The sequence below is a fragment of the Pantoea sp. genome (assembly GCF_028283705.1).
Taxonomy (GTDB): Bacteria; Pseudomonadota; Gammaproteobacteria; order Enterobacterales; family Enterobacteriaceae; genus Pantoea.
In genome coordinates this window covers 340,301-365,208 of record NZ_JAPWKD010000032.1, presented here as the reverse complement: position 1 = coordinate 365,208, position 24,908 = coordinate 340,301, and the positions used below count along the sequence as shown (strand labels likewise).

The following is a 24,908-nucleotide window of genomic DNA, read 5'->3' as shown; positions in this document are numbered from 1 at the left end:
GTTACACCGTTTCCTTCTGTTCTTTAAATTTACGCTGCAATTCTTTTTCCACCTGCTTAGCACGCCAGATATTGTTCAGGGCGTTAACCATCGCTTTAGCGGAAGATTCGACGATATCGGTCGCCAGACCCACGCCGTGGAATTTGCGATTGTTGTAGTTCACCACGATATCGACCTGGCCCAGCGCGTTCTCGCCGTGGCCTTTAGCCGTGAGCTTGTAGTTCACCAGTTCCGCTTCAAAACCGGTGATACGATTAATCGCCTGGTAAACGGCATCAACCGGGCCGTTGCCGGTGGCGGCGTCAGCTTTGGTTTCTTCGCCACAGCCCAGCTGTACCGACGCGGTGGCAGTGACGCTGGAACCGGTCTGCACGTTGAATTCTTTCAGCTGGAAATGTTCTGGTTCTTCATTCTGTTTGTTGATGAAGGCCAGTGCTTCCAGATCGTAATCGAATACCTGGCCTTTTTTGTCCGCCAGCTTCAGGAAGGCGTCGTACAGGGTATCCAGGTTGTAGTCGGTCTCTTTGTAACCCATCTCTTCCATACGGTGTTTCACTGCCGCACGGCCTGAACGTGAGGTCAGGTTGAGCTGGATTTTGTGCAGGCCGATGGATTCCGGCGTCAGGATTTCGTAGTTTTCGCGGTTTTTCAGCACGCCATCCTGATGGATACCGGAGGAGTGGGCGAAGGCGTTTGAACCGACCACCGCTTTGTTCGCCGGGATCGGCATGTTGCAGATCTGGCTGACAGTCTGGCTGGTACGGTAGATTTCCTGATGTTTGATATTGGTGTGCACGTTCATGATCTGCTGGCGGGTTTTAATCGCCATGATCACTTCTTCCAGTGCACAGTTACCGGCACGTTCGCCCAGGCCGTTCAGCGTACCTTCAACCTGACGCGCACCCGCCATCACGGCGGCAATGGCGTTACCGGTGGCCATACCCAGGTCATCATGGGTATGCACAGACAGGATAGCTTTATCGATGTTCGGTACGCGATTCACCAGCTGGCTGATGATGTTGGCGTATTCGTGCGGCAGGGTGTAACCCACGGTATCCGGGATATTGATGGTGGTGGCACCTGCGTTGATCGCGGCTTCCACCATACGGCACAGGTCATCAATCGGCGTACGGCCACCATCTTCGCAGGAGAACTCGACGTCGTTGGTGTAGTTGCGGGCGCGTTTGATCATATGCACGGCACGCTCAATCACCTCGGGCAGCGTGCTGCGCAATTTGGTGGCGATATGCATCGGCGAAGTCGCGATAAAGGTATGGATACGGAATGCTTCAGCGACGCGCAGGGATTCGTAAGCGGCATCGATATCCTTTTCAACGCAACGTGCCAGTCCGCAGACGCGGCTGTTTTTGATGGTGCGCGCGATGGTCTGAACCGATTCAAAATCACCCGGTGAGGAGACCGGGAAACCGACTTCCATCACGTCTACGCCCATACGTTCCAGCGCCAGGGCGATCTGCAGTTTTTCTTTAACACTCAGGCTGGCCTGTAATGCCTGCTCGCCATCACGCAGAGTGGTATCGAAAATAATAACTTGCTGGCTCATCGTAATCTTCCTTATGCATTAACTTCGCCGGTGCTACGAGCATAAAAAAACCCGCGCATGGCGCGGGTTTTTTTAAACTTTCTGCAGGTTCGAATCAGTTGTCGATTCCGCCCACGAGTCTACCGCGCAATGAGGATGCGTTTAGTAGTAGACCAAGTAGACGGAAAGAACGGGACATGGATCAAACCTCGTAAATTGAGTGCTGCACATATTGATACTGAGAAAGGCCGACGATGTCAACCATAAGTGAAAGGTTATTTCCCGATGTGCTTAAGGCGGATCTGCTGTGATAATCCGCTTGTTCAGAGGAAAAACAAATATTAAGGGGGGATGGGTTAGCTGAATCCGCTTAAAAAAAGTTTTAAAAATGAATGTTAATTTTAACATAATGATTTTTAGGTGTTTTTTACGGGTTGTTTCTCTGGCAATAAGTCAGTATTCACCGGGTTGTTTAGACGATTCTCATGTGAGAGACAGATTTTAAAGATAATCACGCCAGAAATTAATTGGCGGGTAAGATTGTGGGCTGGAACGTTGCAAAATATGCATCGTATATTTCTTATAACTCGCTGGAAATAATCACCAGACCAGCATTATCCTCTGCCCTTCAGTGCTGGCATTAGTTTAATCCTCGCAAGCGATTATCACCCCTTAGTGCCTTTACTGCCATCATCAGCACGGTACGGCGTTGCGGCGTTTGCCTGCCGGGTTTTCTGCGGTTATGGTAATCGACCTACTCTCAAAAGAATGAACTCAAGTAGATTTCCCTGTACCTGGAAGGTGGAAATGACTTCCCTCTTCTGAGCATAAACATAAGGTTTTGATCTTAATTGGCGAATATGGGGCAGGATGCAAGTGGCGCGCCGGAAAGCGGTCGTCAGTGGATTCAGTTCCTCAAGCCTGGAGGCAGAAAATGGAGATGTTGTCAGGAGCCGAAATGGTCGTCCGTTCGTTAATCGATCAGGGCGTTAAGCAGGTATTCGGTTATCCGGGCGGAGCGGTGCTCGATATTTATGACGCTCTGCAAACGGTCGGCGGTATCGACCACGTATTAGTTCGCCATGAGCAGGGCGCTGTGCATATGGCTGACGGCCTGGCGCGCGCCACTGGCGAAGTTGGCGTCGTGCTGGTGACTTCCGGCCCGGGTGCCACCAATGCCATTACCGGCATCGCGACTGCCTATATGGACTCCATCCCGATGGTGGTGCTGTCGGGTCAGGTGCCTTCTTCGCTGATCGGTTATGACGCTTTCCAGGAGTGCGACATGGTCGGGATTTCCCGTCCGGTGGTGAAGCACAGCTTCCTGGTGAAAAGCACCGAAGAAATCCCCACCGTGATCAAGAAAGCCTTCTGGCTGGCGTCCAGTGGGCGTCCGGGTCCAGTGGTCATCGATCTGCCGAAAGATATTCTTAACCCGGCCAATAAGCTGCCCTACGTCTGGCCGGAATCGGTCAGCATGCGTTCCTACAACCCGACGATTCAGGGCCACAAGGGACAGATTAAGCGCGCATTGCAGACGCTGCTGGCGGCGCATAATCCGGTGATGTACGTGGGTGGCGGTGCCATTACCTCGGGTTGTGAAGCGGAACTGCTGCAACTGGCGGAAACGCTGAACATTCCGGTGACCACTTCCCTGATGGGATTGGGTGCCTTCCCGGGTACGCATCGCCAGTGCGTGGGTATGCTCGGCATGCACGGCACCTATGAAGCCAACATGGTCATGCACAACGCCGATCTGATTTTCGGCATCGGTGTGCGCTTCGATGACCGCACCACCAACAACCTGGCGAAATATTGCCCGAACGCTACGGTGATGCATATCGACGTTGATCCAACTTCGATCTCCAAAACCGTCGCGGCCGATATCCCTATTGTTGGCGATGCGAAACAAACGCTGTCGCAAATGCTGGAGTTGCTGGCACAGACCGACGTGAAGCAGGAGCTCGACAGCCTGCGTGACTGGTGGCAACGCATTGACGGCTGGCGCAGCCGCAAATGCCTCGAATTTGATCGCACCAGCGACAAAATCAAACCGCAGGCGGTTATCGAAACCATCTGGCGTTTGACCAAAGGCGAGGCTTACGTCACGTCAGATGTCGGTCAGCACCAGATGTTTGCTGCGCTGTATTATCAGTTTGATAAGCCGCGTCGCTGGATCAACTCCGGTGGCCTCGGCACCATGGGCTTTGGCCTGCCTGCCGCGCTGGGTGTGAAAATGGCGCTGCCGGAAGAAACCGTTATCTGTGTCACCGGTGACGGCAGTATCCAGATGAACATTCAGGAGCTCTCGACCGCGCTGCAATACGATTTGCCTGTGCTGGTGCTGAACCTGAACAACCGCTTCCTCGGCATGGTGAAGCAGTGGCAGGACATGATCTACTCTGGCCGCCATTCGCAATCCTATATGGAATCACTGCCGGACTTCGTGCGTCTCGCTGAGGCTTATGGCCACGTGGGGATCGCCATTCAGCATCCGGCCGAGCTGGAAGAGAAACTGACGCAGGCGCTGGAGACCCTGGCGAAAGGGCGTCTGGTGTTTGTGGATGTGACCGTGGATGGCAGCGAGCACGTTTACCCGATGCAGATTCGTGGTGGCGGTATGGACGAGATGTGGTTGAGCAAAACGGAGAGGACATAATTATGCGTCGCATTTTATCGGTACTGCTGGAGAACGAATCCGGCGCATTGTCCCGCGTGATTGGGCTGTTTTCGCAGCGTGGCTACAACATCGAAAGTCTGACGGTCGCCCCGACTGACGATCCCACCCTGTCCCGCATGACGATTCAAACCGTCGGCGATGCCAAGGTGCTGGAGCAGATCGAGAAGCAACTGCATAAGCTAGTGGACGTGTTACGTGTCAGCGAACTGGGGCAGGGTGCCTACGTTGAACGTGAAATCATGCTGGTGAAAATCCAGGCTACCGGTTATGGCCGCGAAGAAGTGAAGCGTAGCGCGGAAATTTTCCGTGGGCAGATCATCGATGTGACGCCGACGCTGTACACGGTTCAGCTGGCGGGCACCAGCGACAAACTGGATGCGTTCCTGAACACCGTCCGCGACGTCGCGGAAATCGTGGAAGTGGCGCGCTCCGGTATCGTCGGCGTGGCGCGTGGCGAGCGCATCATGCGTTAATTGTCACTGCCCAGATTGAGTCTCAATGCTAACCCGGCGGAATGCCGGGTTTTTTTATTTTATGCGCTTGCACACCCCGGCGGATAAAAGCGGTTGCTCAGCGTAGTTTTCTGCGGTTAGATGTTACAAATGTTTTACCCTTAGCTACTCTGCGGACATTTTCGCCAGCATGGCTAATCAGGAATTAAGGTGTCATCGTGAAACTGGATGAAATCGCGCGCCTGGCTGGCGTGTCGCGCACCACGGCCAGCTACGTCATTAATGGCAAAGCGCGGCAATATCGTGTCAGCGACAAAACCGTCGAGAAAGTGATGGCGGTGGTGCGTGAGTACAATTATCACCCGAATGCCGTGGCGGCGGGCTTGCGTGCTGGACGTACCCGTTCAATTGGCCTGGTGATCCCCGATCTGGAAAATACCAGCTATACGCGTATCGCGAACTATCTTGAGCGTCAGGCGCGCCAGCGTGGCTACCAGCTGCTGATCGCCTGCTCGGAAGATCAGCCTGACAATGAAATGCGTTGCATCGAACATTTGTTGCAGCGTCAGGTAGATGCGATCATCGTCTCCACCTCGTTGCCGCCAGAGCATCCGTTTTATCAGCGCTGGATCAACGATCCACTGCCGATCATTGCGCTGGATCGCGCGCTGGATCGTGAACATTTTACCAGCGTGGTGGGTGCCGATCAGGATGATGCTCATCAGCTTGCCGCTGAATTGCGTCAGCTACCGGTGAAAAATGTGCTGTTCCTTGGAGCACTGCCGGAGTTGTCGGTGAGTTTCCTGCGTGAAATGGGCTTCCGTGAAGCATGGAAGGACGACGAACGCCCGATTGATTATATCTACTGCAATAGCTTTGAACGTACTGCGGCAGCGGCCCTGTTCGAGAAGTATCTGGAAGATCACCCGATGCCGGAGGCCTTGTTCACCACTTCCTTCGGTCTGTTGCAGGGCGTTATGGATGTCACGCTGAAACGTGACGGGCGGTTGCCCACCGATCTGGCGATTGCCACTTTTGGCGACCACGAGTTACTGGATTTCCTTGAGTGTCCGGTGTTGGCGGTGGGACAGCGTCATCGTGATGTTGCCGAGCGCGTTCTGGAACTGGTTTTAGCCTCGCTGGATGAACCGCGAAAGCCGAAGCCAGGTTTAACCCGAATTCGCCGTAATTTATTCCGTCGTGGGCAATTAAGCCGCCGGATAAAATGAATGATGGGCGGCGTGCTGCCCACTTTATTCATCATGCTTTTAATTTCCCCCGCAACCTTTCACGTAAAAAAGCGTAAATTCTCGTCGACCTTGCTAACAAATTAAGCGCACTACCTTTTCTTATTTGTTTACATCTTCGGCATCTGCTGGTAGCAGAGCTGTCGCGATGGTGCTGGGCTTCCTTTAGGAAATCCCCTAAAATGCAGCCGCTGTCGCATATCGTCAGATATTTATCAAAACGCGATAAAGCGCTTTATTTTTCGCCGCTTTTCAATACGTGAAAATTTTTATTCCATTATTCATCAGGTTAATTTTTATTTTGCCATTCACGACCTTCTTATTCCCACCGCCAAATAATTTCACCCGCTGTAAAGAGTGATATTCACTTGCCGTTGCGGCTTGACAAGGATTTCATCGGCTCCGTAAACTCTTTTCGTGGTAAAATGTGGGATAAAGTGGTGAAAAAGGGTATCTGAGGGGTGAGGCTGGCATGTTCCGTGGGGCAACGTTAGTCAATCTCGACAGCAAAGGCAGGCTCGCCGTGCCGACCCGTTATCGGGAAAAGCTGATCGAGGAAACGGAGGGCTTGATGGTCTGTACCATTGACCTTCACCAGCCATGCCTGTTGCTTTACCCTCTGCCGGAATGGGAAACCATCGAACAAAAGCTGTCGCGCTTGTCGAGCATGAATCCCGCCGAACGCCGTGTTCAGCGTTTGCTGCTGGGTCATGCCAGCGAATGTCAGATGGACGGTGCCGGTCGGTTGTTAATCGCGCAAACATTACGGCTCCATGCCGGGCTGACCAAAGAAGTGATGCTGGTTGGACAGTTCAACAAGTTTGAATTGTGGGATGAACAGACCTGGTATCAACAAGTTAAGGACGATATTGACGCAGAACAGTCGGCTCAGGAGCCTTTATCTGAGCGGTTGCAGGACTTGTCGCTATAGCTATGCAGGAAACTTATCTACATACCACCGTCTTGCTGGATGAAGCGGTTAACGGCCTGAACATCACGCCCCGATGGCATATACATTGACGGCACTTTCGGTCGCGGTGGTCATTCCCGTCTGATCCTGTCCCGCCTTGGCGCGAACGGGCAGCTACTGGCGATAGATCGCGATCCGCAAGCCATAGCCGCAGCCGCTGAGATAAAAGATCCGCGCTTCTCGATCGTCCACGGGCCGTTTTCGGCGCTGGCAGAGTACGTGACCGAGCGCGGTCTGAACGGAAAAATTGACGGCGTTCTACTGGATTTGGGCGTTTCGTCGCCGCAGCTGGACGATCCGCTGCGGGGATTTCTCATTTATGCGCGACGGACCGCTGGATATGCGGATGGACACCACCCGAGGCCTGTCCGCCGCCGAATGGCTGCTGAAGGCCGGACGCCGAAGACATCGCCTGGGTACTGAAAACCTTCGGCGAGGAGCGGTTCGCCAAACGCATCGCCCAGGCCATTGTTAAGCACCCGGCGACCCGCAGCTTTCAGGCGATTCGTATCTGGATCAACAGCGAACTGGAAGAGATCGACATCGCGCTGAAAGGGGCATTGTCGGTGCTGGCACCTGGCGGCAGGCTGTCAGTGATCAGCTTCCATTCACTGGAAGATCGCCTGGTGAAACGTTTTATGCGCGATCAAAGTCGTGGTCCGCAGGTGCCGGCTGGTATTCCGATGACCGAAACGCAGCTGAAAGCGCTGGGTGGTCGGGAGCTAAAAACCCTCGGCAAACTGGTGCCGGGAGACGCCGAAGTCGCTGAAAACCCACGCGCACGGAGTTCCGTGTTGCGTATTGCTGAAAGGACTGCCGTCATGATCGGCAACGAACGCCACGGTCTGCCCGGAGTCATCGGTGGCGATTTGCTGCGTTTTGGCAAGATCCCGGTGCTGTTACTGGTGGCAGTTTTGGTTTCCGCCATGCTGGTGGTGACGACGACGCACAAAACGCGTCGTCTGACGGCAGAACGCGAACAGTTGGTGCTGGAGCGTGACGCATTAGATATCGAATGGCGCAACCTGATTCTTGAAGAGAACGCCCTCGGCGACCACAGCCGGGTAGAACGAATCGCAACCGACAAACTGCAAATGCAGCATGTCGATCCTTCGCAGGAAAACATTGTGGTGCAGCAATAAGGAATCGCAAACGGATGGCCATACATCGATGAAAGCCGCACGGGCGATTAAATTGAAACGCTAGGAAGATAAGGCCAGCTTTGTAAGCTGGCGTTTTGCGTTGCTGTGTGGCTGCATTTTACTGGCACTGGGTGGTCTGCTGTCTCGGGTGGCCTGGTTGCAGGTGATTAATCCTGACAAACTGGTGAAAGAAGGCGACCTGCGTTCGCTGCGCGTCCAGGCGGTGCCGACTGCCCGTGGCATGATCAGCGACCGTGCGGGCCGACCGCTGGCTGTCAGCGTGCCGGTGAACGCCATCTGGGCCGACCCAAAAGAATTGAATGAACACGGCGGTGTCTCCCTCGACAGCCGCTGGAAAGCCCTTTCCGATGCATTGTCGATCCCACTCGATCAACTCTCCACGCGTATCAATGCCAATCCGAAAGGACGTTTTGTCTATCTGGCACGTCAGGTCAATCCGGCCATCGGCGACTACATCAAAACTGAAACTGCCGGGTATCTATTTACGTGAAGAATCACGCCGTTACTACCCGGCGGGGCAGGTTACCGCACATCTGATTGGCTTCACCAATATCGACGGCCAGGGCATTGAAGGCACAGAAAAAAGCTTCGACAAATGGCTGACCGGTGAACCCGGTGAACGTACCGTGCGTAAAGATCGCTTTGGTCGCGTGATTGAAGATATCTCGTCGGTTGATAGCCGTGCCGCCCATAACCTGACGCTGAGCATTGATGAACGCTTGCAGGCGCTGGTGTACCGCGAACTGAATAACGCGGTGGCTTTCAACAAAGCGGAATCGGGCTCGGCGGTGCTGGTGGACGTCAATACCGGTGAAGTGCTGGCCATGGCCAACAGCCCGGCCTACAACCCGAACAATCTGGGCAACACACCGAAAGATGTGATGCGTAACCGCGCCATCACCGACATCTTCGAACCGGGTTCTACTGTGAAGCCGATGGTGGTGATGACCGCCCTGCAACGCGGTGTGGTGAAAGAAAACAGCGTATTGAATACCGTGCCTTATCGTATCAATGGTCATGAGATCAAAGATGTGGCGCGTTACAACGAATTGACCCTGACCGGGGTTCTGCAGAAGTCGAGTAACGTCGGGGTTTCCCGTCTGGCGTTAGCGATGCCGTCCTCAGCTCTCGTAGAAACTTACGCGCGCTTTGGACTGGGTAAGCCGACCAATTTGGGGTTGGTCGGAGAAAGCAGTGGCTTATATCCTCAAAAACAACGGTGGTCTGACATAGAGAGGGCCACCTTCTCTTTCGGCTACGGGCTAATGGTAACGCCGTTACAGTTAGCGCGAGTCTACGCAACCATTGGCAGCTATGGCGTCTATCGCCCGCTGTCGATTACCAAAGTTGATCCACCGGTACCCGGTGAGCGTGTTTTCCCGGAAGAACTGGTGAAAACCGTGATGCATATGATGGAAAGCGTCGCGCTGCCCGGTGGCGGTGGTGTGAAGGCGGCCATCAAGGGCTACCGTATTGCGATTAAAACCGGGACCGCGAAAAAAGTCGGACCGGATGGGCGCTACGTCAATAAATACATTGCTTATACCGCGGGCGTTGCGCCTGCCAGTCATCCTCGTTTCGCGCTGGTGGTGGTGATCAACGATCCCCAGGCCGGTAAATATTATGGTGGTGCGGTCTCCGCGCCGGTGTTCGGTGCCATCATGGGCGGCGTGCTGCGTACCATGAACATCGAGCCCGATGCGCTACCGGTAATTGATAAGAACGAGTTGGTGAAAAACCGAAGTGAGGAATCAAGTGACAGATCGTAACCTGCGCGATTTACTGGCCCCGTGGGTGCCGGGCGCGCCGGCGCGTCCACTCCGTGACATGACACTGGATAGCCGCTCTGCGGCTTCTGGCGATCTGTTTATCGCCGTGGCGGGCCATCATGCTGATGGACGTCGATTTATTCCGCAGGCTATTGCCCAGGGCGTAGCGGCAGTGATTGCCGAAGCCGAGGGTGAGGCCAGCGATGGAGATATCCGTGAGATGCATGGCGTCCCGGTTATCTACCTTGCGCAGTTGCCGCAGCGTCTCTCGGCACTGGCTGGACGCTTTTATCAGCAGCCTGCTGAAAAGCTTAAATTAATTGGTGTCACCGGCACCAACGGTAAAACCACCACCACCCAGTTGATTGCGCAGTGGGCCAATCTGCTGGGTGAAACCGGTGCCGTAATGGGCACCGTCGGTAATGGACTGTACGGTCGTCTGGTGCCAGCTGAAAACACCACCGGTTCCGCAGTGGATGTGCAGCACGTCCTGCACGATCTGGTTGGCCTGGGCGCAACGCTGGCGGCGATGGAAGTGTCATCGCACGGTCTGGTGCAACATCGCGTGGCCGCGCTGCCGTTTGCCGCCGCGGTATTCACCAATCTGAGCCGTGATCACCTCGATTATCACGGCGATATGCAGAGCTATGAATCTGCCAAATGGCTGCTGTTCTCAGAACATCAGGTCGATGCGGCGATTATCAATGCGGATGACGAAGTCGGACGCCGCTGGCTGGCCAAACTGCCGGATGCCGTTGCCGTCACCATGCAGGATAACCTGCAACCCGGCTGTCATGGCCGCTGGCTGAAAGCCACGCAAGTGACGTATCACGATGGTGGCGCACATATTCGCTTTAGCTCCAGCTGGGGCGACGGTGAGTTCGATAGCCGCCTGATGGGCGCTTTCAATGTCAGCAATCTGCTGCTGGCGCTGGCAACCCTGCTGTCGCTGGATTATCCGCTGGCGTCGCTGGTCAGCAGTGCGTCACAGTTACTGCCGGTGACCGGTCGCATGGAAGTCTTTAGCGCACCTGATAAACCTACCGTAGTGGTGGATTACGCCCATACGCCCGATGCGCTGGAGAAAGCGCTGGAGGCCGCTCGCCTGCATTGCAAAGGCCAGCTGTGGTGCCTGTTTGGTTGTGGCGGCGATCGCGACAAAGGTAAGCGCCCACTGATGGGAGCCATCGCAGAACAGTTCGCTGACGTGGTGGTGATTACCGATGACAACCCACGCAGCGAAGATCCGCAGGCGATTGTGAATGATATTTTGACCGGTCTGCTCGATCCGGGCCGCGCCCGTGTGGTGGCTGGCCGCGCGCAGGCGGTAACTAACGCCATTATGCAGGCCAAAAGTAACGATATCGTGCTGGTGGCTGGCAAGGGCCATGAAGATTACCAGATCGTCGGCAATCGTCGTCTGGATTACTCGGATCGCGATACCGTCGCGCGTCTGCTGGGGGTGATGGCATGATCCCGCTTTCACTCACAACCCTGGCGGAAATCTCAGGCGGCACGCTTAACGGTCACGATCTCAGCGTTAGTGACGTGGTGACCGACACCCGCAAAGTGACGGCGGGTTGCCTGTTTGTCGCGCTGGTGGGTGAGCGTTTCGATGCCCATGATTTCGCAGCGGATGCCATTGCCCAGGGGGCGCAGGCGTTACTGGTCAGTAAACCATTACCGGCGGCTGTACCGCAGGTGGTGGTGGCCGATACGCGCATTGCTTTTGGTCGCCTCGGTGCCTGGGTGCGCCAGCAGGTGAAAGCACGCGTGGTGGCGTTGACCGGTTCGTCGGGTAAAACCTCGGTCAAAGAGATGACCGCCGCGATTCTGCGCCAGTGTGGTGAAACGCTGTATACCGCTGGCAACCTGAACAATGATTTTGGCGTGCCGATGACGCTGCTGCGTCTGACCAAAGAACATGAATATGCGGTGATTGAGCTGGGTGCTAACCATCAGGGCGAAATTGCTTACACCACCGATCTGGTGCGTCCGGAGACGGCGCTGGTCAATAACCTGGCCGCTGCGCATCTGGAAGGGTTTGGTTCACTGGCAGGCGTTGCCAAAGCGAAGGGCGAGATTTTTGCCGGTTTGCCGCCTCATGGCACAGCCATCATCAACGCAGAGAGTAATGATCTGCTGAACTGGCAGCCGCAGTTTGCCGGTAAAACCCTGTGGCGTTTCTCGCCGCAGCCGCAGGCGGATGCTGAGTTCCGTGCCAGCGATATCACGCTACGCCCGGATGCCACCCTGTTCACGCTGCATACCCCGCGTGGCGACATTGCCATCACGCTGCCACTGCCGGGACGTCACAACATTGCCAACGCGCTGGCGGCAGCGGCATTAGCGTTATCGGTCGATGCACCGCTGAGCGCGATTCAGGCTGGCCTGAAAACCTTGCAGCCGGTTCCCGGACGCTTGTTCCCGGTTCGTCTGGCTGAACATCAACTTCTGCTTGATGATAGCTACAACGCCAATGTCGGTTCTATGACCGCTGCTGCGCAGGTGCTGGGTGATATGCCGGGCTACCGCGTGATGGTGGTGGGTGATATGGCCGAACTTGGGGAGGAGGCTGAAGCTTGCCATCGTCAGGTCGGTGACGCGGCAAAAGCCGCCGGAATTGATTGTGTGCTGAGCACCGGACGCTTAAGCCAGTTGATCAGTGAAAACAGTGGCAATGGCGAGCATTTCGCCAGTAAAGCCGCGCTGATTGAACGTTTGCGGACGCTATTGTCCGAACATCAGGACATTACCATTTTGATTAAGGGTTCGCGTAGTGCCGCCATGGAGCAGGTAGTACAGAGCTTACAGGAGAAAGGAACATGCTAGTCTGGCTGGCCGAGCATTTGGTCGCACTTTATTCCGGCTTTAACGTCTTTTCCTATCTGACGTTTCGCGCCATTGTCAGCCTGCTGACCGCGTTGTTCATCTCATTGTGGATGGGCCCCCGTCTGATTGCCTGGCTGCAAAAGCTGCAGATTGGTCAGGTGGTGCGTAACGATGGTCCTGAGTCGCATTTCAGTAAACGCGGCACCCCGACCATGGGCGGCATCATGATCCTCACCTCCATCACCGTGTCGGTGCTGATGTGGGCGTATCCGTCGAACCCGTATGTCTGGTGCGTACTGGCTGTGCTGATCGGCTTTGGCATTATCGGTTTTGTCGATGATTACCGCAAAGTGGTGCGCAAAGACACCAAAGGCCTGATTGCACGCTGGAAATATTTCTGGATGTCGGTGATCTCGCTGGGTGTGGCCTTCGCGCTCTATCTGGCGGGCAAAGATACCCCGGCGACCGAGCTGGTGGTGCCGTTCTTTAAAGACATCATGCCGCAGCTGGGGCTGTTCTACGTTCTGCTGGCCTACTTCGTGATTGTCGGCACCGGGAACGCGGTCAACCTTACCGATGGTCTGGATGGCCTGGCAATCATGCCCACGGTGTTTGTCGCGGCCGGTTTTGCGCTGGTGGCCTGGGCGACCGGTAACGTGAAGTTTGCTGAGTACTTACACATCCCGTATCTGCGTCATGCCGGTGAGCTGGTGATTGTGTGTACCGCCATTGTCGGGGCCGGTCTTGGCTTCCTGTGGTTCAACACCTATCCGGCGCAGGTCTTTATGGGCGATGTAGGTTCACTGGCGCTGGGTGGCGCGCTGGGTACCATTGCGGTGCTGCTGCGTCAGGAATTTTTGCTGGTGATCATGGGGGGCGTGTTCGTGGTTGAAACGCTGTCGGTGATCCTGCAGGTGGGATCGTTCAAGCTGCGCGGGCAACGTATTTTCCGCATGGCCCCGATCCATCACCATTATGAATTGAAAGGCTGGCCGGAGCCGCGCGTCATCGTGCGCTTCTGGATCATTTCGCTGATGCTGGTGCTGATTGGCCTGGCAACGCTGAAGGTACGTTAATTATGGCTGACTATCGGGGCAGAAAAGTCGTCATCATCGGGTTGGGCCTGACGGGCCTGTCCTGTGTTGATTTCTTTTTAGCGCAGGGGGTGACCCCTCGCGTGATGGACACCCGTGTGTCACCACCTGGGCTGGATAAATTGCCGGAGCAGGTGGAGCGCTATGTCGGTGGGTTGAACGACGACTGGCTGCTGGCGGCAGACCTCATCATCGCCAGTCCGGGCATTGCCCTGGCGCATCCGGCGCTGAGCGAGGCGGCGGATGCGGGTATCGAAATCGTGGGCGATATCGAACTGTTTTGCCGTGAAGCCCAGGCACCGATTGTGGCGATTACCGGCTCTAACGGAAAAAGCACCGTGACCACGCTGGTCGGTGAGATGGCGCGTTCCGCAGGCTGGCAGGTGGGGGTGGGCGGCAACATCGGTTTACCGGCGCTGTCGCTGCTGAAATCCCCGGCGCAGCTGTATGTGCTGGAACTATCCAGCTTCCAGCTGGAAACCACCCATAGCCTGAAAGCCGCAGCGGCAACCATCCTTAACGTGACCGAAGACCATATGGATCGCTACCCGCTGGGGATGCAGCAATATCGTGCCGCCAAATTGCGAATCTATGAAAACGCCAGCGTCTGCGTGGTGAATGCCGATGACGGCATGACCATGCCGGTTCGCGGTGCCGATACCCGCTGCGTCAGTTTTGGTATCGACCTCGGTGATTATCATCTCAACCGGCAGCAGGGGAGCACCTGGCTGCGGGTGAAAGGTGAGAAAGTGCTGAACACCGACGAAATGAAGCTGGTGGGTCAGCACAACTATACCAACGCGCTGGCGGCACTGGCGCTGGCGGATGCGGTGCATATTCCGCGTGCGTCCAGCCTGAAAGCGTTAACCACCTTCACCGGCCTGTCGCACCGTTTCCAGCTGGTGCATGAAGCGAAAGGTGTGCGCTGGATTAACGATTCAAAAGCCACCAACGTGGGCAGCACCGAAGCGGCACTGAATGGTTTGCAGGTCAAAGGAACGTTGTGGCTGCTGTTGGGCGGTGATGGTAAATCGGCCGATTTCAGTCCGCTGGCGCGTTACCTGCAAGGTAACAACATACAACTGTTTTGCTTTGGTCGTGATGGCGACGCGCTGGCCGCGCTGCGCCCGGAAATTGCCACGCGCACCGAAACCATGCAGCAGGCAATGGAGCAGATCGCCAGCCAGGTGAAAGCGGGCGATATGGTTTTACTGTCACCGGCCTGCGCCAGCCTCGATCAGTTCCGTAATTTTGAACAGCGCGGCGACCAGTTCGCGCAACTGGCGAAGGAGTTAGGCTGATGCGAATTCCCGGCACCGCGATAGCCAGCTTCCTCTCCCTGCGTCTGAAAGATTGGGTGATGGGGTCGCGTGAGAACGAAGATGCGCCAGTGGTGCTGTATGACCGCACGCTGCTGTGGCTAACTTTGGGTCTGGCGATTGTCGGTTTCGTGATGGTGACCTCGGCTTCAATGCCGGTAGGGCAGCGACTGAACGAAGATCCGTTCTATTTTGCCAAGCGCGATGCGTTTTACATCATTCTGGCACTCGGTATGGCGCTGGTTACGTTGCGTGTACCGATGGATTTCTGGCAGCGCTATAGCAACGTGATGCTGGTGGTAACAGTGGTGATGCTGCTGATCGTGCTGGTGGTGGGTAGCTCGGTTAACGGGGCATCGCGCTGGATTGCGTTGGGACCACTGCGTATCCAGCCTGCGGAGCTTTCCAAGCTGTCGTTGTTTTGCTACCTCGCCAGCTATCTGGTGCGCAAGGTTGAAGAGGTGCGGAATAACTTCTGGGGCTTTTGTAAACCGATGGGGGTGATGGTGGTGCTGGCGGTGTTGCTGCTGGCGCAGCCGGACCTCGGAACGGTGGTGGTGTTGTTCGTGACCACGCTGGCTATGCTGTTTCTCGCCGGGGCTAAGCTGTGGCAGTTCCTGGCAATCATCGGCTCCGGCATGTTTGCAGTGGTACTGCTGATTATCGCTGAACCCTACCGTATGCGCCGTGTGACCTCGTTCTGGAACCCGTGGGAAGACCCATTCGGTAGTGGATACCAGTTAACCCAGTCACTGATGGCGTTTGGTCGTGGTGAATTCTGGGGGCAGGGCCTCGGGAATTCAGTACAGAAACTGGAATATCTGCCCGAAGCGCATACCGACTTTATCTTCTCCATCATCGGTGAAGAATTGGGTTATGCCGGTGTGGTTTTGGCGCTGTTGATGGTATTCTTCGTCGCTTTTCGCGCGATGTCGATTGGCCGCCGCGCGCTGGAGATTGACCAGCGCTTTTCCGGCTTCCTGGCGTGTTCCATCGGTGTGTGGTTCAGCTTCCAGGCATTGGTTAACGTCGGTGCTGCCGCCGGTATGCTGCCGACCAAAGGTCTGACGCTGCCGCTGATCAGTTACGGCGGTTCCAGTCTGATTATCATGTCGACGGCCATCGTGTTTTTGTTGCGCATAGATTATGAAACGCGTCTGGCAAAAGCCCAGGCGTTTACCCGAGGTGGTCGATGAGTGGGAAGCGACTGATGGTGATGGCAGGCGGAACCGGTGGACATGTGTTCCCTGGTCTGGCTGTCGCCCATCATCTGATGGAACAGGGCTGGCAGGTACGCTGGCTGGGAACCGCCGATCGTATGGAAGCTGATCTGGTGCCGAAGCATGGTATCGAGATTGATTTTATCCGCATCAGCGGTTTGCGCGGTAAAGGGGTAAAAGCACAACTGCTGGCCCCGGTACGTATTTTCAATGCATGGCGTCAGGCACGCCGCATTATGAAAAACTGGCAGCCGGATGTGGTGCTGGGCATGGGTGGTTATGTTTCGGGTCCTGGTGGCCTGGCCGCCTGGAGTTGTGGCATCCCGGTGGTGCTGCATGAGCAGAATGGTATTGCCGGGCTGACCAACAAATGGCTGGCGAAAATCGCCACCAAAGTGATGCAGGCTTTCCCGGGCGCATTCCCCAACGCGGATGTGGTGGGTAATCCGGTGCGTACCGATGTGCTGGCGCTGCCGTTGCCCGCCGAACGCCTGGCAGGGCGTAGCGGGCCGGTTCGGGTGCTGGTAGTTGGGGGCAGCCAGGGCGCGCGTATCCTGAACCAGACGCTGCCTGCGGTTGCCGCCGAACTGGGCGATGCCATCACCTTATGGCATCAGACCGGCAAAGGTGCGCTGGAAACCGTCCAGCAGGCTTATCGCGATGCGGGTGAGCCGCAGCATAAAGTCACCGAGTTTATCGATGACATGGCCGCTGCCTACGCCTGGGCTGATGTAGTGGTTTGCCGCTCAGGAGCACTGACGGTGAGTGAAGTGGCTGCCGCAGGTTTACCGGCAATTTTCGTGCCTTTTATGCATAAAGATCGCCAGCAGTACTGGAATGCGTTGCCGCTGGAGCAAGCGGGCGCAGCCAAAATTTTTGAGCAGCCGCAGTTCACTGCGGCTGTGGTAGCGGACACGCTGCGCCACTGGGATCGCCCCACACTGCTGACCATGGCAGAAAAGGCCCGCCAGGTGGCAATTCCTGATGCAACCGATCGGGTTGCGCAGGAAGTGGCAGGTGCCGCGAAATAAGTTAATCGGTCAGCGAGGCTGACCCGTACCTGACTCAGGTACAAATGGAAAACACAGGTAACAGAGACAGATGAATACACAGCAATTGGCAAAACTGCGTTCTATTGTGCCCGAGATGCGTCGCGTCCGGCACATCCACTTTGTCGGCATCGGTGGTGCTGGCATGGGCGGTATTGCCGAGGTGTTAGCGAACGAAGGTTATCATATTAGCGGTTCCGATTTGGCACCCAACCCGGTCACGCAGCATCTGGCGACGCTGGGCGCAACTATCTACTTCAACCATCGTCCGGAAAATGTGACCGATGCGAGCGTAGTCGTGGTTTCCACCGCCGTGGCGCAGGACAACCCGGAGCTGGTTGCGGCACGTGAACAGCGTATTCCGGTGATTCGCCGCGCAGAGATGCTGGCTGAACTGATGCGCTTCCGTCACGGCATTGCGATTGCCGGTACGCATGGTAAAACCACCACCACGGCGATGGTAGCGAGCATTTATGCCGAAGGCGGTCTGGACCCAACCTTCGTCAACGGTGGCCTGGTGAAAGCCGCCGGGACCCATGCGCGTCTGGGTAGCAGCCGTTATCTGATTGCCGAAGCGGACGAGAGCGATGCGTCTTTCCTGCATCTGCAACCGATGGTGGCGATTGTCACCAATATCGAAGCGGATCATATGGATACCTATCAGGGCGATTTCGAGAATCTGAAGCAGACGTTCATTAACTTCCTGCACAACCTGCCGTTCTATGGCCGTGCGGTGATGTGTGTTGATGACGTGGTTATCCGTGACCTGATCCCGCGCGTCGGGCGTCAGATCACCACTTACGGATTTAGCGACGATGCGGATGTGCGCATTGAAAATTACGAGCAGCGTGGCGCGCAGGGCTATTTTACCCTGATCCGCCACGACAAGCCTGTACTGCATGTCACGCTGAACGCACCGGGTCGCCATAACGCGCTGAACGCAGCGGCGGCGGTAGCGGTAGCCAGCGAAGAAGGTATCGACGATAGCGCCATTTTGGCCGCGCTGGAGAGTTTCCAGGGCACCGGTCGCCGTTTTGACGTGCTGGGTGAGTTTGATACTGCATCCGTGAACGGTAAGCCAGGCAGCGCCATGCTGGTTGATGATTACGGTCACCATCCGACCGAAGTGGATGTGACCATTAAAGCGGCACGCGCTGGCTGGCCAGAGAAAAAGCTGGTGATGGTGTTCCAGCCGCATCGCTACACGCGTACCCGCGATCTGTTCGACGATTTCGCCAACGTGCTGTCGCAGGTGGATGTGTTGCTGATGCTGGATGTGTACCCGGCAGGGGAAACGGCAATCCCGGGAGCGGATAGTCGCTCGCTGTGCCGCGCGATTCGCGGCCGCGGCAAAGTGGACCCGATTCTGGTGTCAGAACACGATGCGCTGCCAGAAGCACTGGCCCCCCTGCTGACCGGTAACGATCTGGTTATCGTTCAGGGTGCTGGCAACATTGGAAAAATCGCCCGCAAGCTGGCAGAAATCCGTTTGCAACCCACGGTGAAAGCGGAGGTGCGCAATGGCTGAGAAGGTCGCGGTATTGTTAGGTGGCACCTCGGCGGAGCGTGAAGTTTCGCTGATGTCCGGTAACGCGGTACTGGCCGGGTTGCGTGAAATGGGCATTGACGCGCATCCGGTGGATACGCGAGAGGTGTCGGTGCTCAACCTGAAGCAACAGGGATTTGATAAAGCCTTTATCGCGCTGCATGGCCGTGGCGGTGAAGACGGTACGTTGCAGGCGGTGCTGGAATTCCAGCAGATGCCGTATACCGGCAGCGGTGTGATGGCTTCGGCGATCACCATGGATAAACTGCGCAGCAAACTGCTGTGGCAGGGCAGGGGATTGCCTGCGGGTAAATTTGTCTGGCTGACACGTCAGCAGCAGGACAACGGCTTAGATGCAGCGACGCTGGCGTCGATTGAAGCCCTGGGTTTACCGCTGTTCGTTAAGCCGAGCTGTGAAGGTTCCAGCGTGGGTATCAGCCGGGTGAACACTCTCGACGCGCTGCCTGCGGCGCTGGAAGAAGCTTTTCGTCACGACGAAGACGTGCTGGTTGAGGCCTTTTTGAGTGGTGCGGAATATACCGTCGGTATTTTAGGCGAGCAGATTCTGCCTTCCATCAGAATTAAGAGCGCCAGCGAGTTCTATGACTATGAAGCAAAATACATTTCTGACGATACTGAATACTTCTGTCCGAGTGGTTTGAGTGCCGAACGGGAAGCAGAATTGCAGGCGCTGGTGGTGGCTGCCTGGCGTGCGCTGGGATGCAGCGGCTGGGGACGTGTCGATGTGATGGTGGATGGTGATGACAATTTCCAGTTGCTGGAAGTGAATACCTCGCCGGGCATGACCAGCCACAGTCTGGTACCGATGGCGGCGAAGCAGGCGGGACTGAGTTTCCCACAGCTGGTTGCACGTATTCTGGAGCTGGCCGACTGATATGTCACAGGCGGCGCTGAACGTACGCAACCGCGAACCCCAGGAGCGCACGCGCACCGGGCGTAGCAACGGTGCCCGACTTTTCGGCATCGTGTTCCTGCTGATTGTGCTGGGCATTATGGTGGCCGGCGGGCTGGTGGTGCTGAAGTGGATGAATGATGCTTCCCGCCTGCCATTATCGAAACTGGTGGTGACCGGTGAAACGCATTACACCACGCACGATGACATTCGCCAGGCGATTTTGTCACTCGGCGCACCGGGCACGTTTATGTCGCAGAACGTCGACATCATCCAGCAGCAAATTGAACGTTTGCCGTGGATTAAACAGGTCAGCGTGCGTAAGCAATGGCCTGATGAGCTGAAGATTAACCTGGTGGAGTATGTTCCGGTGGCACGCTGGAATGACCTGCATATGGTGGACGCCGAGGGTGTCTCCTTCAGCATCCCGGCCAGTCACATTGGCAAAGAAAACATGCCGATGCTGTACGGGCCAGAAGGCAGTGAGAAAGAGGTACTGGCCGGTTATCACACCATGAGTGATGTGCTGAAGGCCAGCAAGTTTACCCTGAAGGTCGCGTCGATGACGGCGCGGCGCTCGTGGCAGCTGGTGACCAGTGACGATGTGCGCATCGAACTGGGACGCAGCGATACCATGAAGCGTCTGAACCGTTTTATTGAGCTCTATCCGGAACTGCAACAGCAGGCCCAGAGCGGTAATAAGCGCATCAGTTATGTCGATTTGCGCTATGACTCGGGTGCCGCCGTAGGATGGGCACCGGCACCGTTAGAGCCACAGGAAGTCAATCAGCAACAGAACCAGGCACAGGCTAAACAACAATGATCAAGGCAACGGACAGAAAACTGGTAGTAGGACTCGAAATCGGCACCGCGAAGGTCGCCGCCCTGGTTGGGGAAATTCTGCCCGATGGTATGGTCAACATTATTGGGGTGGGCAGCTGCCCGTCTCGCGGTATGGATAAAGGTGGCGTGAATGACCTTGAGTCGGTGGTGAAATGCGTGCAGCGCGCCATCGATCAGGCTGAACTGATGGCAGATTGCCAGATTTCATCCGTCTACCTTGCTTTATCGGGCAAACATATCAGTTGTCAGAACGAAATCGGGATGGTTCCGATTTCCGAAGAGGAAGTGACTCAGGATGATGTAGAGAATGTCGTGCATACCGCGAAATCGGTCCGCGTACGTGACGAGCATCGTATCCTGCATGTTATTCCTCAGGAATATGCCATCGATTATCAGGAAGGCATCAAAAATCCGGTTGGGCTGTCCGGCGTGCGTATGCAGGCGAAGGTTCATCTGATCACCTGTCACAACGATATGGCGAAAAATATCGTGAAGGCAGTGGAACGATGTGGCCTGAAAGTGGACCAACTGATTTTTGCCGGACTGGCGTCCAGCTTCTCAGTATTGACTGAGGATGAACGTGAGCTGGGAGTCTGTGTTGTTGACATCGGTGGCGGTACAATGGATATCGCGGTATACACCGGCGGCGCGCTGCGTCACACCAAAGTGATCCCTTATGCCGGGAACGTGGTGACCAGCGATATCGCCTATGCCTTCGGTACGCCGCCAACGGATGCCGAAGCGATTAAAGTACGCCACGGCTGTGCGCTGGGTTCCATCGTCGGTAAAGACGAGAATGTGGAAGTCCCGAGCGTAGGTGGACGTCCACCGCGCAGCCTGCAACGTCAGACGCTGGCGGAAGTGATTGAGCCACGTTACACCGAATTGCTGAATCTGGTGAATGACGAGATTCTGCAACTGCAAGAACAACTGCGCCAGCAAGGCGTGAAGCACCATCTGGCGGCCGGTATTGTGCTGACCGGTGGCGCGGCGCAGATTGAAGGCCTGGCGGCCTGCGCCCAGCGTGTTTTCCACACGCAGGTGCGTATTGGTCAGCCACTGAACATCACTGGCCTGACGGATTATGCGCAGGAGCCGTACTACTCAACCGCAGTTGGTCTGCTGCATTACGGCAAAGAGTCACATATGAACGGTGATGCTGAAACGGAAAAACGTGCTTCAGTGGGCAATTGGTTTAAACGCATCAACAGCTGGCTGAAGAAAGAGTTTTAATTTTTGTAAAAGGGGATCATGCTGGCTTTTTTTATGATCTCCAGGCGACAGGCACATAACGGAGAGAAATCATGTTTGAACCTATGGAATTAACCAATGACGCGGTGATTAAAGTCATCGGCGTCGGCGGTGGCGGTGGCAACGCCGTAGAGCACATGGTACGCGAACGTATCGAAGGTGTGGAATTCTTCGCTGTGAACACCGACGCCCAGGCGCTGCGTAAAACAGCGGTCGGCCAGACGATCCAGATCGGGACCAATATCACCAAAGGTCTGGGTGCGGGTGCGAACCCGGAAGTCGGTCGTACCTCAGCGGAAGAAGATCGCGAAGCACTGCGTTCTGCGCTGGATGGGGCAGACATGGTGTTTATTGCAGCGGGTATGGGTGGCGGCACCGGTACCGGTGCGGCGCCGGTCGTGGCAGAAGTTGCGAAAGATTTGGGTATCCTGACCGTTGCGGTGGTGACCAAGCCATTCAACTTCGAAGGCAAAAAGCGTATGGCTTTTGCCGAGCAGGGTATCGCTGAACTGTCGAAGCATGTCGATTCACTGATCACCATTCCGAACGACAAGTTGCTGAAAGTACTGGGCCGTGGCATCTCTCTGCTGGATGCATTCGGTGCAGCGAACGACGTGCTGAAAGGCGCGGTGCAGGGTATCGCTGAACTGATTACCCGTCCGGGTCTGATGAACGTTGACTTCGCGGATGTGCGTACCGTGATGTCTGAGATGGGTTACGCCATGATGGGTTCTGGCGTGGCTTGTGGTGAAGACCGTGCCGAAGAAGCGGCAGAAATGGCGATCTCCAGCCCGCTGCTGGAAGATATCGACCTGTCTGGCGCGCGTGGTGTGCTGGTTAACATCACCGCGGGCTTCGATCTGCGTCTCGACGAATTCGAAACCGTGGGTAACACCATCCGTGCTTTCGCATCGGACAACGCAACCGTGGTAATCGGTACTTCTCTGGACCCAGAGATGAACGACGAACTGCGCGTGACCGTGGTGGCTACCGGTATCGGTATGGACAAACGTCCGGAAATCACCCTGGTGACCAACAAACAGAGCAGCCAGCCAGTGATGGATCATCGCTACCAGCAGCATGGTATGGCACCGCTGCCGCAGGAGCAAAAACCTGCAGCGAAAGTGGTCAACGATCCTGCAACGGCATCTGGCAAAGAACCTGACTATCTGGATATTCCGGCGTTTCTGCGTAAGCAAGCCGACTAAGAATAACCCGAGAATTGGGTTTCTCCGCTCTTTGTGCTAAAGTGTTCGCCCGCTGGTAATTTATACTAGCGGTCGGATGGGTAATATTGCGAGATAATGCGATGATCAAACAAAGGACACTAAAACGTATTGTTCAGGCGACTGGCGTCGGTTTACATACCGGCAAAAAAGTCACACTGACCTTACGCCCTGCGTCGGCTAATACCGGGGTCATCTATCGTCGCACTGACTTGAATCCACCGGTTGATTTCCCGGCTGATGCAAAATACGTGCGCGACACCATGCTGAGTACTTGTCTGGTGAATGATGAAGGCGTGCGTATTTCGACCGTTGAACACCTGAACGCCGCCCTGGCCGGTCTGGGTATCGATAACATTGTTGTTGAAGTCGATGCACCAGAAATCCCGATCATGGACGGCAGTGCTGCACCGTTTATCTATTTGCTGATGGATGCGGGTATCCACGAGCTGAACAGCGCGAAGAAATTTGTGCGTGTTAAGCAAACGGTACGCGTTGAAGATGGCGACAAGTGGGCTGAGATCAAACCTTACAATGGTTTCTCGCTCGACTTCACCATCGATTTTAAACATCCGGCAATTGATTCCAGCTCGCAGCGCTATCAGCTTAACTTCTCGGCCGAGGCGTTTGTGCGCCAGATCAGCCGTGCGCGTACTTTCGGCTTTATGCGTGAAATCGAATATCTGCAGTCTAAAGGCCTGTGCCTGGGCGGTAGTTTAGATTGTGCGATTGGCCTCGACGACTTCCGCGTACTGAACGAAGAAGGTCTGCGTTTTGAGGATGAGTTCGTTCGTCACAAAATGCTGGACGCTATCGGCGACCTGTTTATGTGTGGTCACAACGTTATTGGCGCATTTTCTGCCTTTAAATCTGGCCACGCACTGAACAACAAACTGCTGCAGGCGGTACTGGCAAAACAGGAAGCCTGGGAATGGGCGACCTTCGAAGACGAAGCTGAACTGCCGCTGGCATTCAAAGCACCCAATCTGGTCCTGGCGTAAGTCAGGCACAAAACGGCGGGTTTCCCTGACACTCTCTCCGGTCAGTGGTACCTGCCGTTTTTTATTGTCTCCTGCCATCTCTGTCTAAAGACATGCTCATCACTGCCAACACTGGCTAAACGCTGTACGAAAAAACGTGAAATCTCCCCGCAGCCGTTTAATCACTGGTGTGGAAGCCACACATAAATGCTATTATCAGGCGCTTGTATTGGCAGGGTACGCCGTTAAGTACGGTGGATGACTTACTTACTGAAGTTTTGTGGACGGGTTGTGATCGGGATTTTTTCACGCTGGCGACAATTTGGCAGACGCTACTTCTGGCCGCATCTCCTGTTGGGGATGGTAGCAGCCAGCTTTGGCTTGCCCGCCTGTGCCCAGACTTCCGAACCTGCTTCCGCAGATACCCCTGTCAGCAGCCTGTTTACCGGCAATGTTGTTCGTTTTGACCATTTAATTCGCCTGCAGGAAACTGCGCGCCGTCCGAACTTCAATGTCGACTATTGGCATCAGCATGCCATTCGTACCGTTATCCGCCATCTTTCCTTCAGTATGACGCCTCCGGCGCAAGCGGAAAACGAGAATGCAGTACCGCTGGCGGCACAAAAGCTGGCGTTGATTGATTCATTACAGGCATTGCTGACCTCGCCAGCGATGCCGCAGATTACTGCTGAACCGCAGCCAGCTGTTCTGGCCACAGAACCGCAACTTAATACCCCCGCTTTCTGGTTGTCTGCTATTCAGGGCATTCGCGCCGGACCCTCATTGCTCAACTGCTAACTTTTATCCGCAC

General features: G+C 55.6%; 20 protein-coding genes and 2 pseudogenes. 20 read left to right on the top strand and 2 right to left on the bottom strand.

Annotation, left to right across the window (positions count from 1 at the left end):
- Position 1 precedes the first annotated feature (1 nt).
- Both leuA and leuL read right to left on the bottom strand, forming a co-directional pair.
- The gene (gene leuA, locus PW844_RS24695) at positions 2–1,564 is read right to left on the bottom strand and encodes a 2-isopropylmalate synthase (RefSeq protein WP_084872644.1); all 1,563 of its coding nucleotides are present in this window, start codon (positions 1,562–1,564) and stop codon (positions 2–4) included.
- A gap of 94 nt (positions 1,565–1,658) precedes the next feature.
- Positions 1,659–1,742: a leu operon leader peptide gene (gene leuL / locus PW844_RS29500; RefSeq protein WP_367187773.1), complete on the bottom strand. Its 84-nt coding sequence runs from the start codon at positions 1,740–1,742 to the stop codon at positions 1,659–1,661.
- Between the two features lie 735 nt (positions 1,743–2,477).
- Here leuL and ilvI point away from each other — a divergent pair.
- From ilvI to secM, 20 genes and pseudogenes are all read left to right on the top strand, one after another.
- Positions 2,478–4,202 carry an acetolactate synthase 3 large subunit gene (gene ilvI, locus PW844_RS24690; protein WP_084872647.1) on the top strand — a complete coding sequence of 575 codons (1,725 nt, stop codon included), beginning with the start codon at positions 2,478–2,480 and terminating at the stop codon, positions 4,200–4,202.
- A gap of 2 nt (positions 4,203–4,204) precedes the next feature.
- Entirely contained in the window at positions 4,205–4,696 is a 492-nt protein-coding gene (ilvN, locus tag PW844_RS24685; protein WP_084872650.1) for an acetolactate synthase small subunit, read from the top strand.
- A gap of 197 nt (positions 4,697–4,893) precedes the next feature.
- On the top strand, positions 4,894–5,904 hold the full coding sequence (cra, locus tag PW844_RS24680) for a catabolite repressor/activator (protein ID WP_299457461.1): 1,011 nt from the start codon (positions 4,894–4,896) through the stop codon (positions 5,902–5,904).
- Between the two features lie 490 nt (positions 5,905–6,394).
- Entirely contained in the window at positions 6,395–6,853 is a 459-nt protein-coding gene (gene mraZ, locus PW844_RS24675) for a division/cell wall cluster transcriptional repressor MraZ (RefSeq protein ID WP_299457460.1), read from the top strand.
- A gap of 2 nt (positions 6,854–6,855) precedes the next feature.
- A pseudogene (rsmH, locus tag PW844_RS24670) lies at positions 6,856–7,707 on the top strand (16S rRNA (cytosine(1402)-N(4))-methyltransferase RsmH); the annotation flags it as partial.
- Between the two features lie 6 nt (positions 7,708–7,713).
- Positions 7,714–8,034 carry a cell division protein FtsL gene (gene ftsL, locus PW844_RS24665; RefSeq protein WP_299458309.1) on the top strand — a complete coding sequence of 107 codons (321 nt, stop codon included), beginning with the start codon at positions 7,714–7,716 and terminating at the stop codon, positions 8,032–8,034.
- A 28-nt stretch (positions 8,035–8,062) separates the two neighbouring features.
- Positions 8,063–9,824, top strand: a pseudogene (locus PW844_RS24660) (peptidoglycan glycosyltransferase FtsI).
- Positions 9,811–11,298 (top strand): UDP-N-acetylmuramoyl-L-alanyl-D-glutamate--2,6-diaminopimelate ligase, encoded by a 1,488-nt coding sequence (murE, locus tag PW844_RS24655; protein WP_299457458.1) that lies wholly within the window; start codon positions 9,811–9,813, stop codon positions 11,296–11,298. The pseudogene PW844_RS24660 and the gene murE overlap by 14 nt, the downstream one beginning before the upstream one ends.
- Positions 11,295–12,656, top strand: coding sequence for a UDP-N-acetylmuramoyl-tripeptide--D-alanyl-D-alanine ligase (gene murF / locus PW844_RS24650; RefSeq protein WP_299457456.1), 1,362 nt, complete (start codon positions 11,295–11,297; stop codon positions 12,654–12,656). The genes murE and murF overlap by 4 nt, the downstream gene beginning before the upstream one ends.
- Positions 12,650–13,732 carry a phospho-N-acetylmuramoyl-pentapeptide-transferase gene (gene mraY, locus PW844_RS24645; RefSeq protein WP_084872672.1) on the top strand — a complete coding sequence of 361 codons (1,083 nt, stop codon included), beginning with the start codon at positions 12,650–12,652 and terminating at the stop codon, positions 13,730–13,732. Before murF ends, mraY begins: the two co-directional genes overlap by 7 nt.
- 2 nt (positions 13,733–13,734) lie before the next feature.
- On the top strand, positions 13,735–15,051 hold the full coding sequence (gene murD, locus PW844_RS24640) for a UDP-N-acetylmuramoyl-L-alanine--D-glutamate ligase (RefSeq protein WP_299457453.1): 1,317 nt from the start codon (positions 13,735–13,737) through the stop codon (positions 15,049–15,051).
- A complete protein-coding gene (gene ftsW / locus PW844_RS24635) occupies positions 15,051–16,265 on the top strand; it encodes a cell division protein FtsW (protein ID WP_299457451.1) in 1,215 nt (404 codons plus the stop codon). The genes murD and ftsW overlap by 1 nt, the downstream gene beginning before the upstream one ends.
- Positions 16,262–17,320 (top strand): undecaprenyldiphospho-muramoylpentapeptide beta-N-acetylglucosaminyltransferase, encoded by a 1,059-nt coding sequence (gene murG / locus PW844_RS24630; protein WP_299457450.1) that lies wholly within the window; start codon positions 16,262–16,264, stop codon positions 17,318–17,320. The genes ftsW and murG overlap by 4 nt, the downstream gene beginning before the upstream one ends.
- Before the next feature lie 70 nt (positions 17,321–17,390).
- Entirely contained in the window at positions 17,391–18,866 is a 1,476-nt protein-coding gene (gene murC / locus PW844_RS24625; RefSeq protein WP_299457449.1) for a UDP-N-acetylmuramate--L-alanine ligase, read from the top strand.
- Positions 18,859–19,779 carry a D-alanine--D-alanine ligase gene (locus PW844_RS24620; protein ID WP_084872685.1) on the top strand — a complete coding sequence of 307 codons (921 nt, stop codon included), beginning with the start codon at positions 18,859–18,861 and terminating at the stop codon, positions 19,777–19,779. Before murC ends, PW844_RS24620 begins: the two co-directional genes overlap by 8 nt.
- A 1-nt stretch (position 19,780) precedes the next feature.
- A complete protein-coding gene (gene ftsQ / locus PW844_RS24615) occupies positions 19,781–20,620 on the top strand; it encodes a cell division protein FtsQ (RefSeq protein ID WP_299457448.1) in 840 nt (279 codons plus the stop codon).
- Positions 20,617–21,873 (top strand): cell division protein FtsA, encoded by a 1,257-nt coding sequence (gene ftsA / locus PW844_RS24610; RefSeq protein ID WP_013507861.1) that lies wholly within the window; start codon positions 20,617–20,619, stop codon positions 21,871–21,873. Before ftsQ ends, ftsA begins: the two co-directional genes overlap by 4 nt.
- Positions 21,874–21,944: 71 nt before the next feature.
- Complete coding sequence (gene ftsZ, locus PW844_RS24605; RefSeq protein WP_299457442.1) at positions 21,945–23,099, top strand: cell division protein FtsZ; 1,155 nt, start codon at positions 21,945–21,947, stop codon at positions 23,097–23,099.
- A gap of 101 nt (positions 23,100–23,200) precedes the next feature.
- Complete coding sequence (lpxC, locus tag PW844_RS24600; RefSeq protein ID WP_084872691.1) at positions 23,201–24,118, top strand: UDP-3-O-acyl-N-acetylglucosamine deacetylase; 918 nt, start codon at positions 23,201–23,203, stop codon at positions 24,116–24,118.
- 270 nt (positions 24,119–24,388) lie between these two features.
- Entirely contained in the window at positions 24,389–24,895 is a 507-nt protein-coding gene (gene secM, locus PW844_RS24595) for a secA translation cis-regulator SecM (RefSeq protein WP_299457439.1), read from the top strand.
- Positions 24,896–24,908: the final 13 nt, after the last annotated feature.

Coding starts and splice junctions, on each gene's coding strand:
- ftsA (WP_013507861.1), top strand. CDS start 20,617: ATGATCAAGGCAACGGACAGAAAACTGGTAGTAGGACTCGAAATCGGC.
- murC (WP_299457449.1), top strand. CDS start 17,391: ATGAATACACAGCAATTGGCAAAACTGCGTTCTATTGTGCCCGAGATG.
- ftsL (WP_299458309.1), top strand. CDS start 7,714: ATGATCGGCAACGAACGCCACGGTCTGCCCGGAGTCATCGGTGGCGAT.
- mraZ (WP_299457460.1), top strand. CDS start 6,395: ATGTTCCGTGGGGCAACGTTAGTCAATCTCGACAGCAAAGGCAGGCTC.
- murG (WP_299457450.1), top strand. CDS start 16,262: ATGAGTGGGAAGCGACTGATGGTGATGGCAGGCGGAACCGGTGGACAT.
- mraY (WP_084872672.1), top strand. CDS start 12,650: ATGCTAGTCTGGCTGGCCGAGCATTTGGTCGCACTTTATTCCGGCTTT.
- ilvN (WP_084872650.1), top strand. CDS start 4,205: ATGCGTCGCATTTTATCGGTACTGCTGGAGAACGAATCCGGCGCATTG.
- ftsQ (WP_299457448.1), top strand. CDS start 19,781: ATGTCACAGGCGGCGCTGAACGTACGCAACCGCGAACCCCAGGAGCGC.
- leuA (WP_084872644.1), bottom strand. CDS start 1,564: ATGAGCCAGCAAGTTATTATTTTCGATACCACTCTGCGTGATGGCGAG.
- PW844_RS24620 (WP_084872685.1), top strand. CDS start 18,859: ATGGCTGAGAAGGTCGCGGTATTGTTAGGTGGCACCTCGGCGGAGCGT.
- ftsW (WP_299457451.1), top strand. CDS start 15,051: ATGCGAATTCCCGGCACCGCGATAGCCAGCTTCCTCTCCCTGCGTCTG.
- leuL (WP_367187773.1), bottom strand. CDS start 1,742: ATGTCCCGTTCTTTCCGTCTACTTGGTCTACTACTAAACGCATCCTCA.
- ilvI (WP_084872647.1), top strand. CDS start 2,478: ATGGAGATGTTGTCAGGAGCCGAAATGGTCGTCCGTTCGTTAATCGAT.
- murF (WP_299457456.1), top strand. CDS start 11,295: ATGATCCCGCTTTCACTCACAACCCTGGCGGAAATCTCAGGCGGCACG.
- lpxC (WP_084872691.1), top strand. CDS start 23,201: ATGATCAAACAAAGGACACTAAAACGTATTGTTCAGGCGACTGGCGTC.
- murD (WP_299457453.1), top strand. CDS start 13,735: ATGGCTGACTATCGGGGCAGAAAAGTCGTCATCATCGGGTTGGGCCTG.
- ftsZ (WP_299457442.1), top strand. CDS start 21,945: ATGTTTGAACCTATGGAATTAACCAATGACGCGGTGATTAAAGTCATC.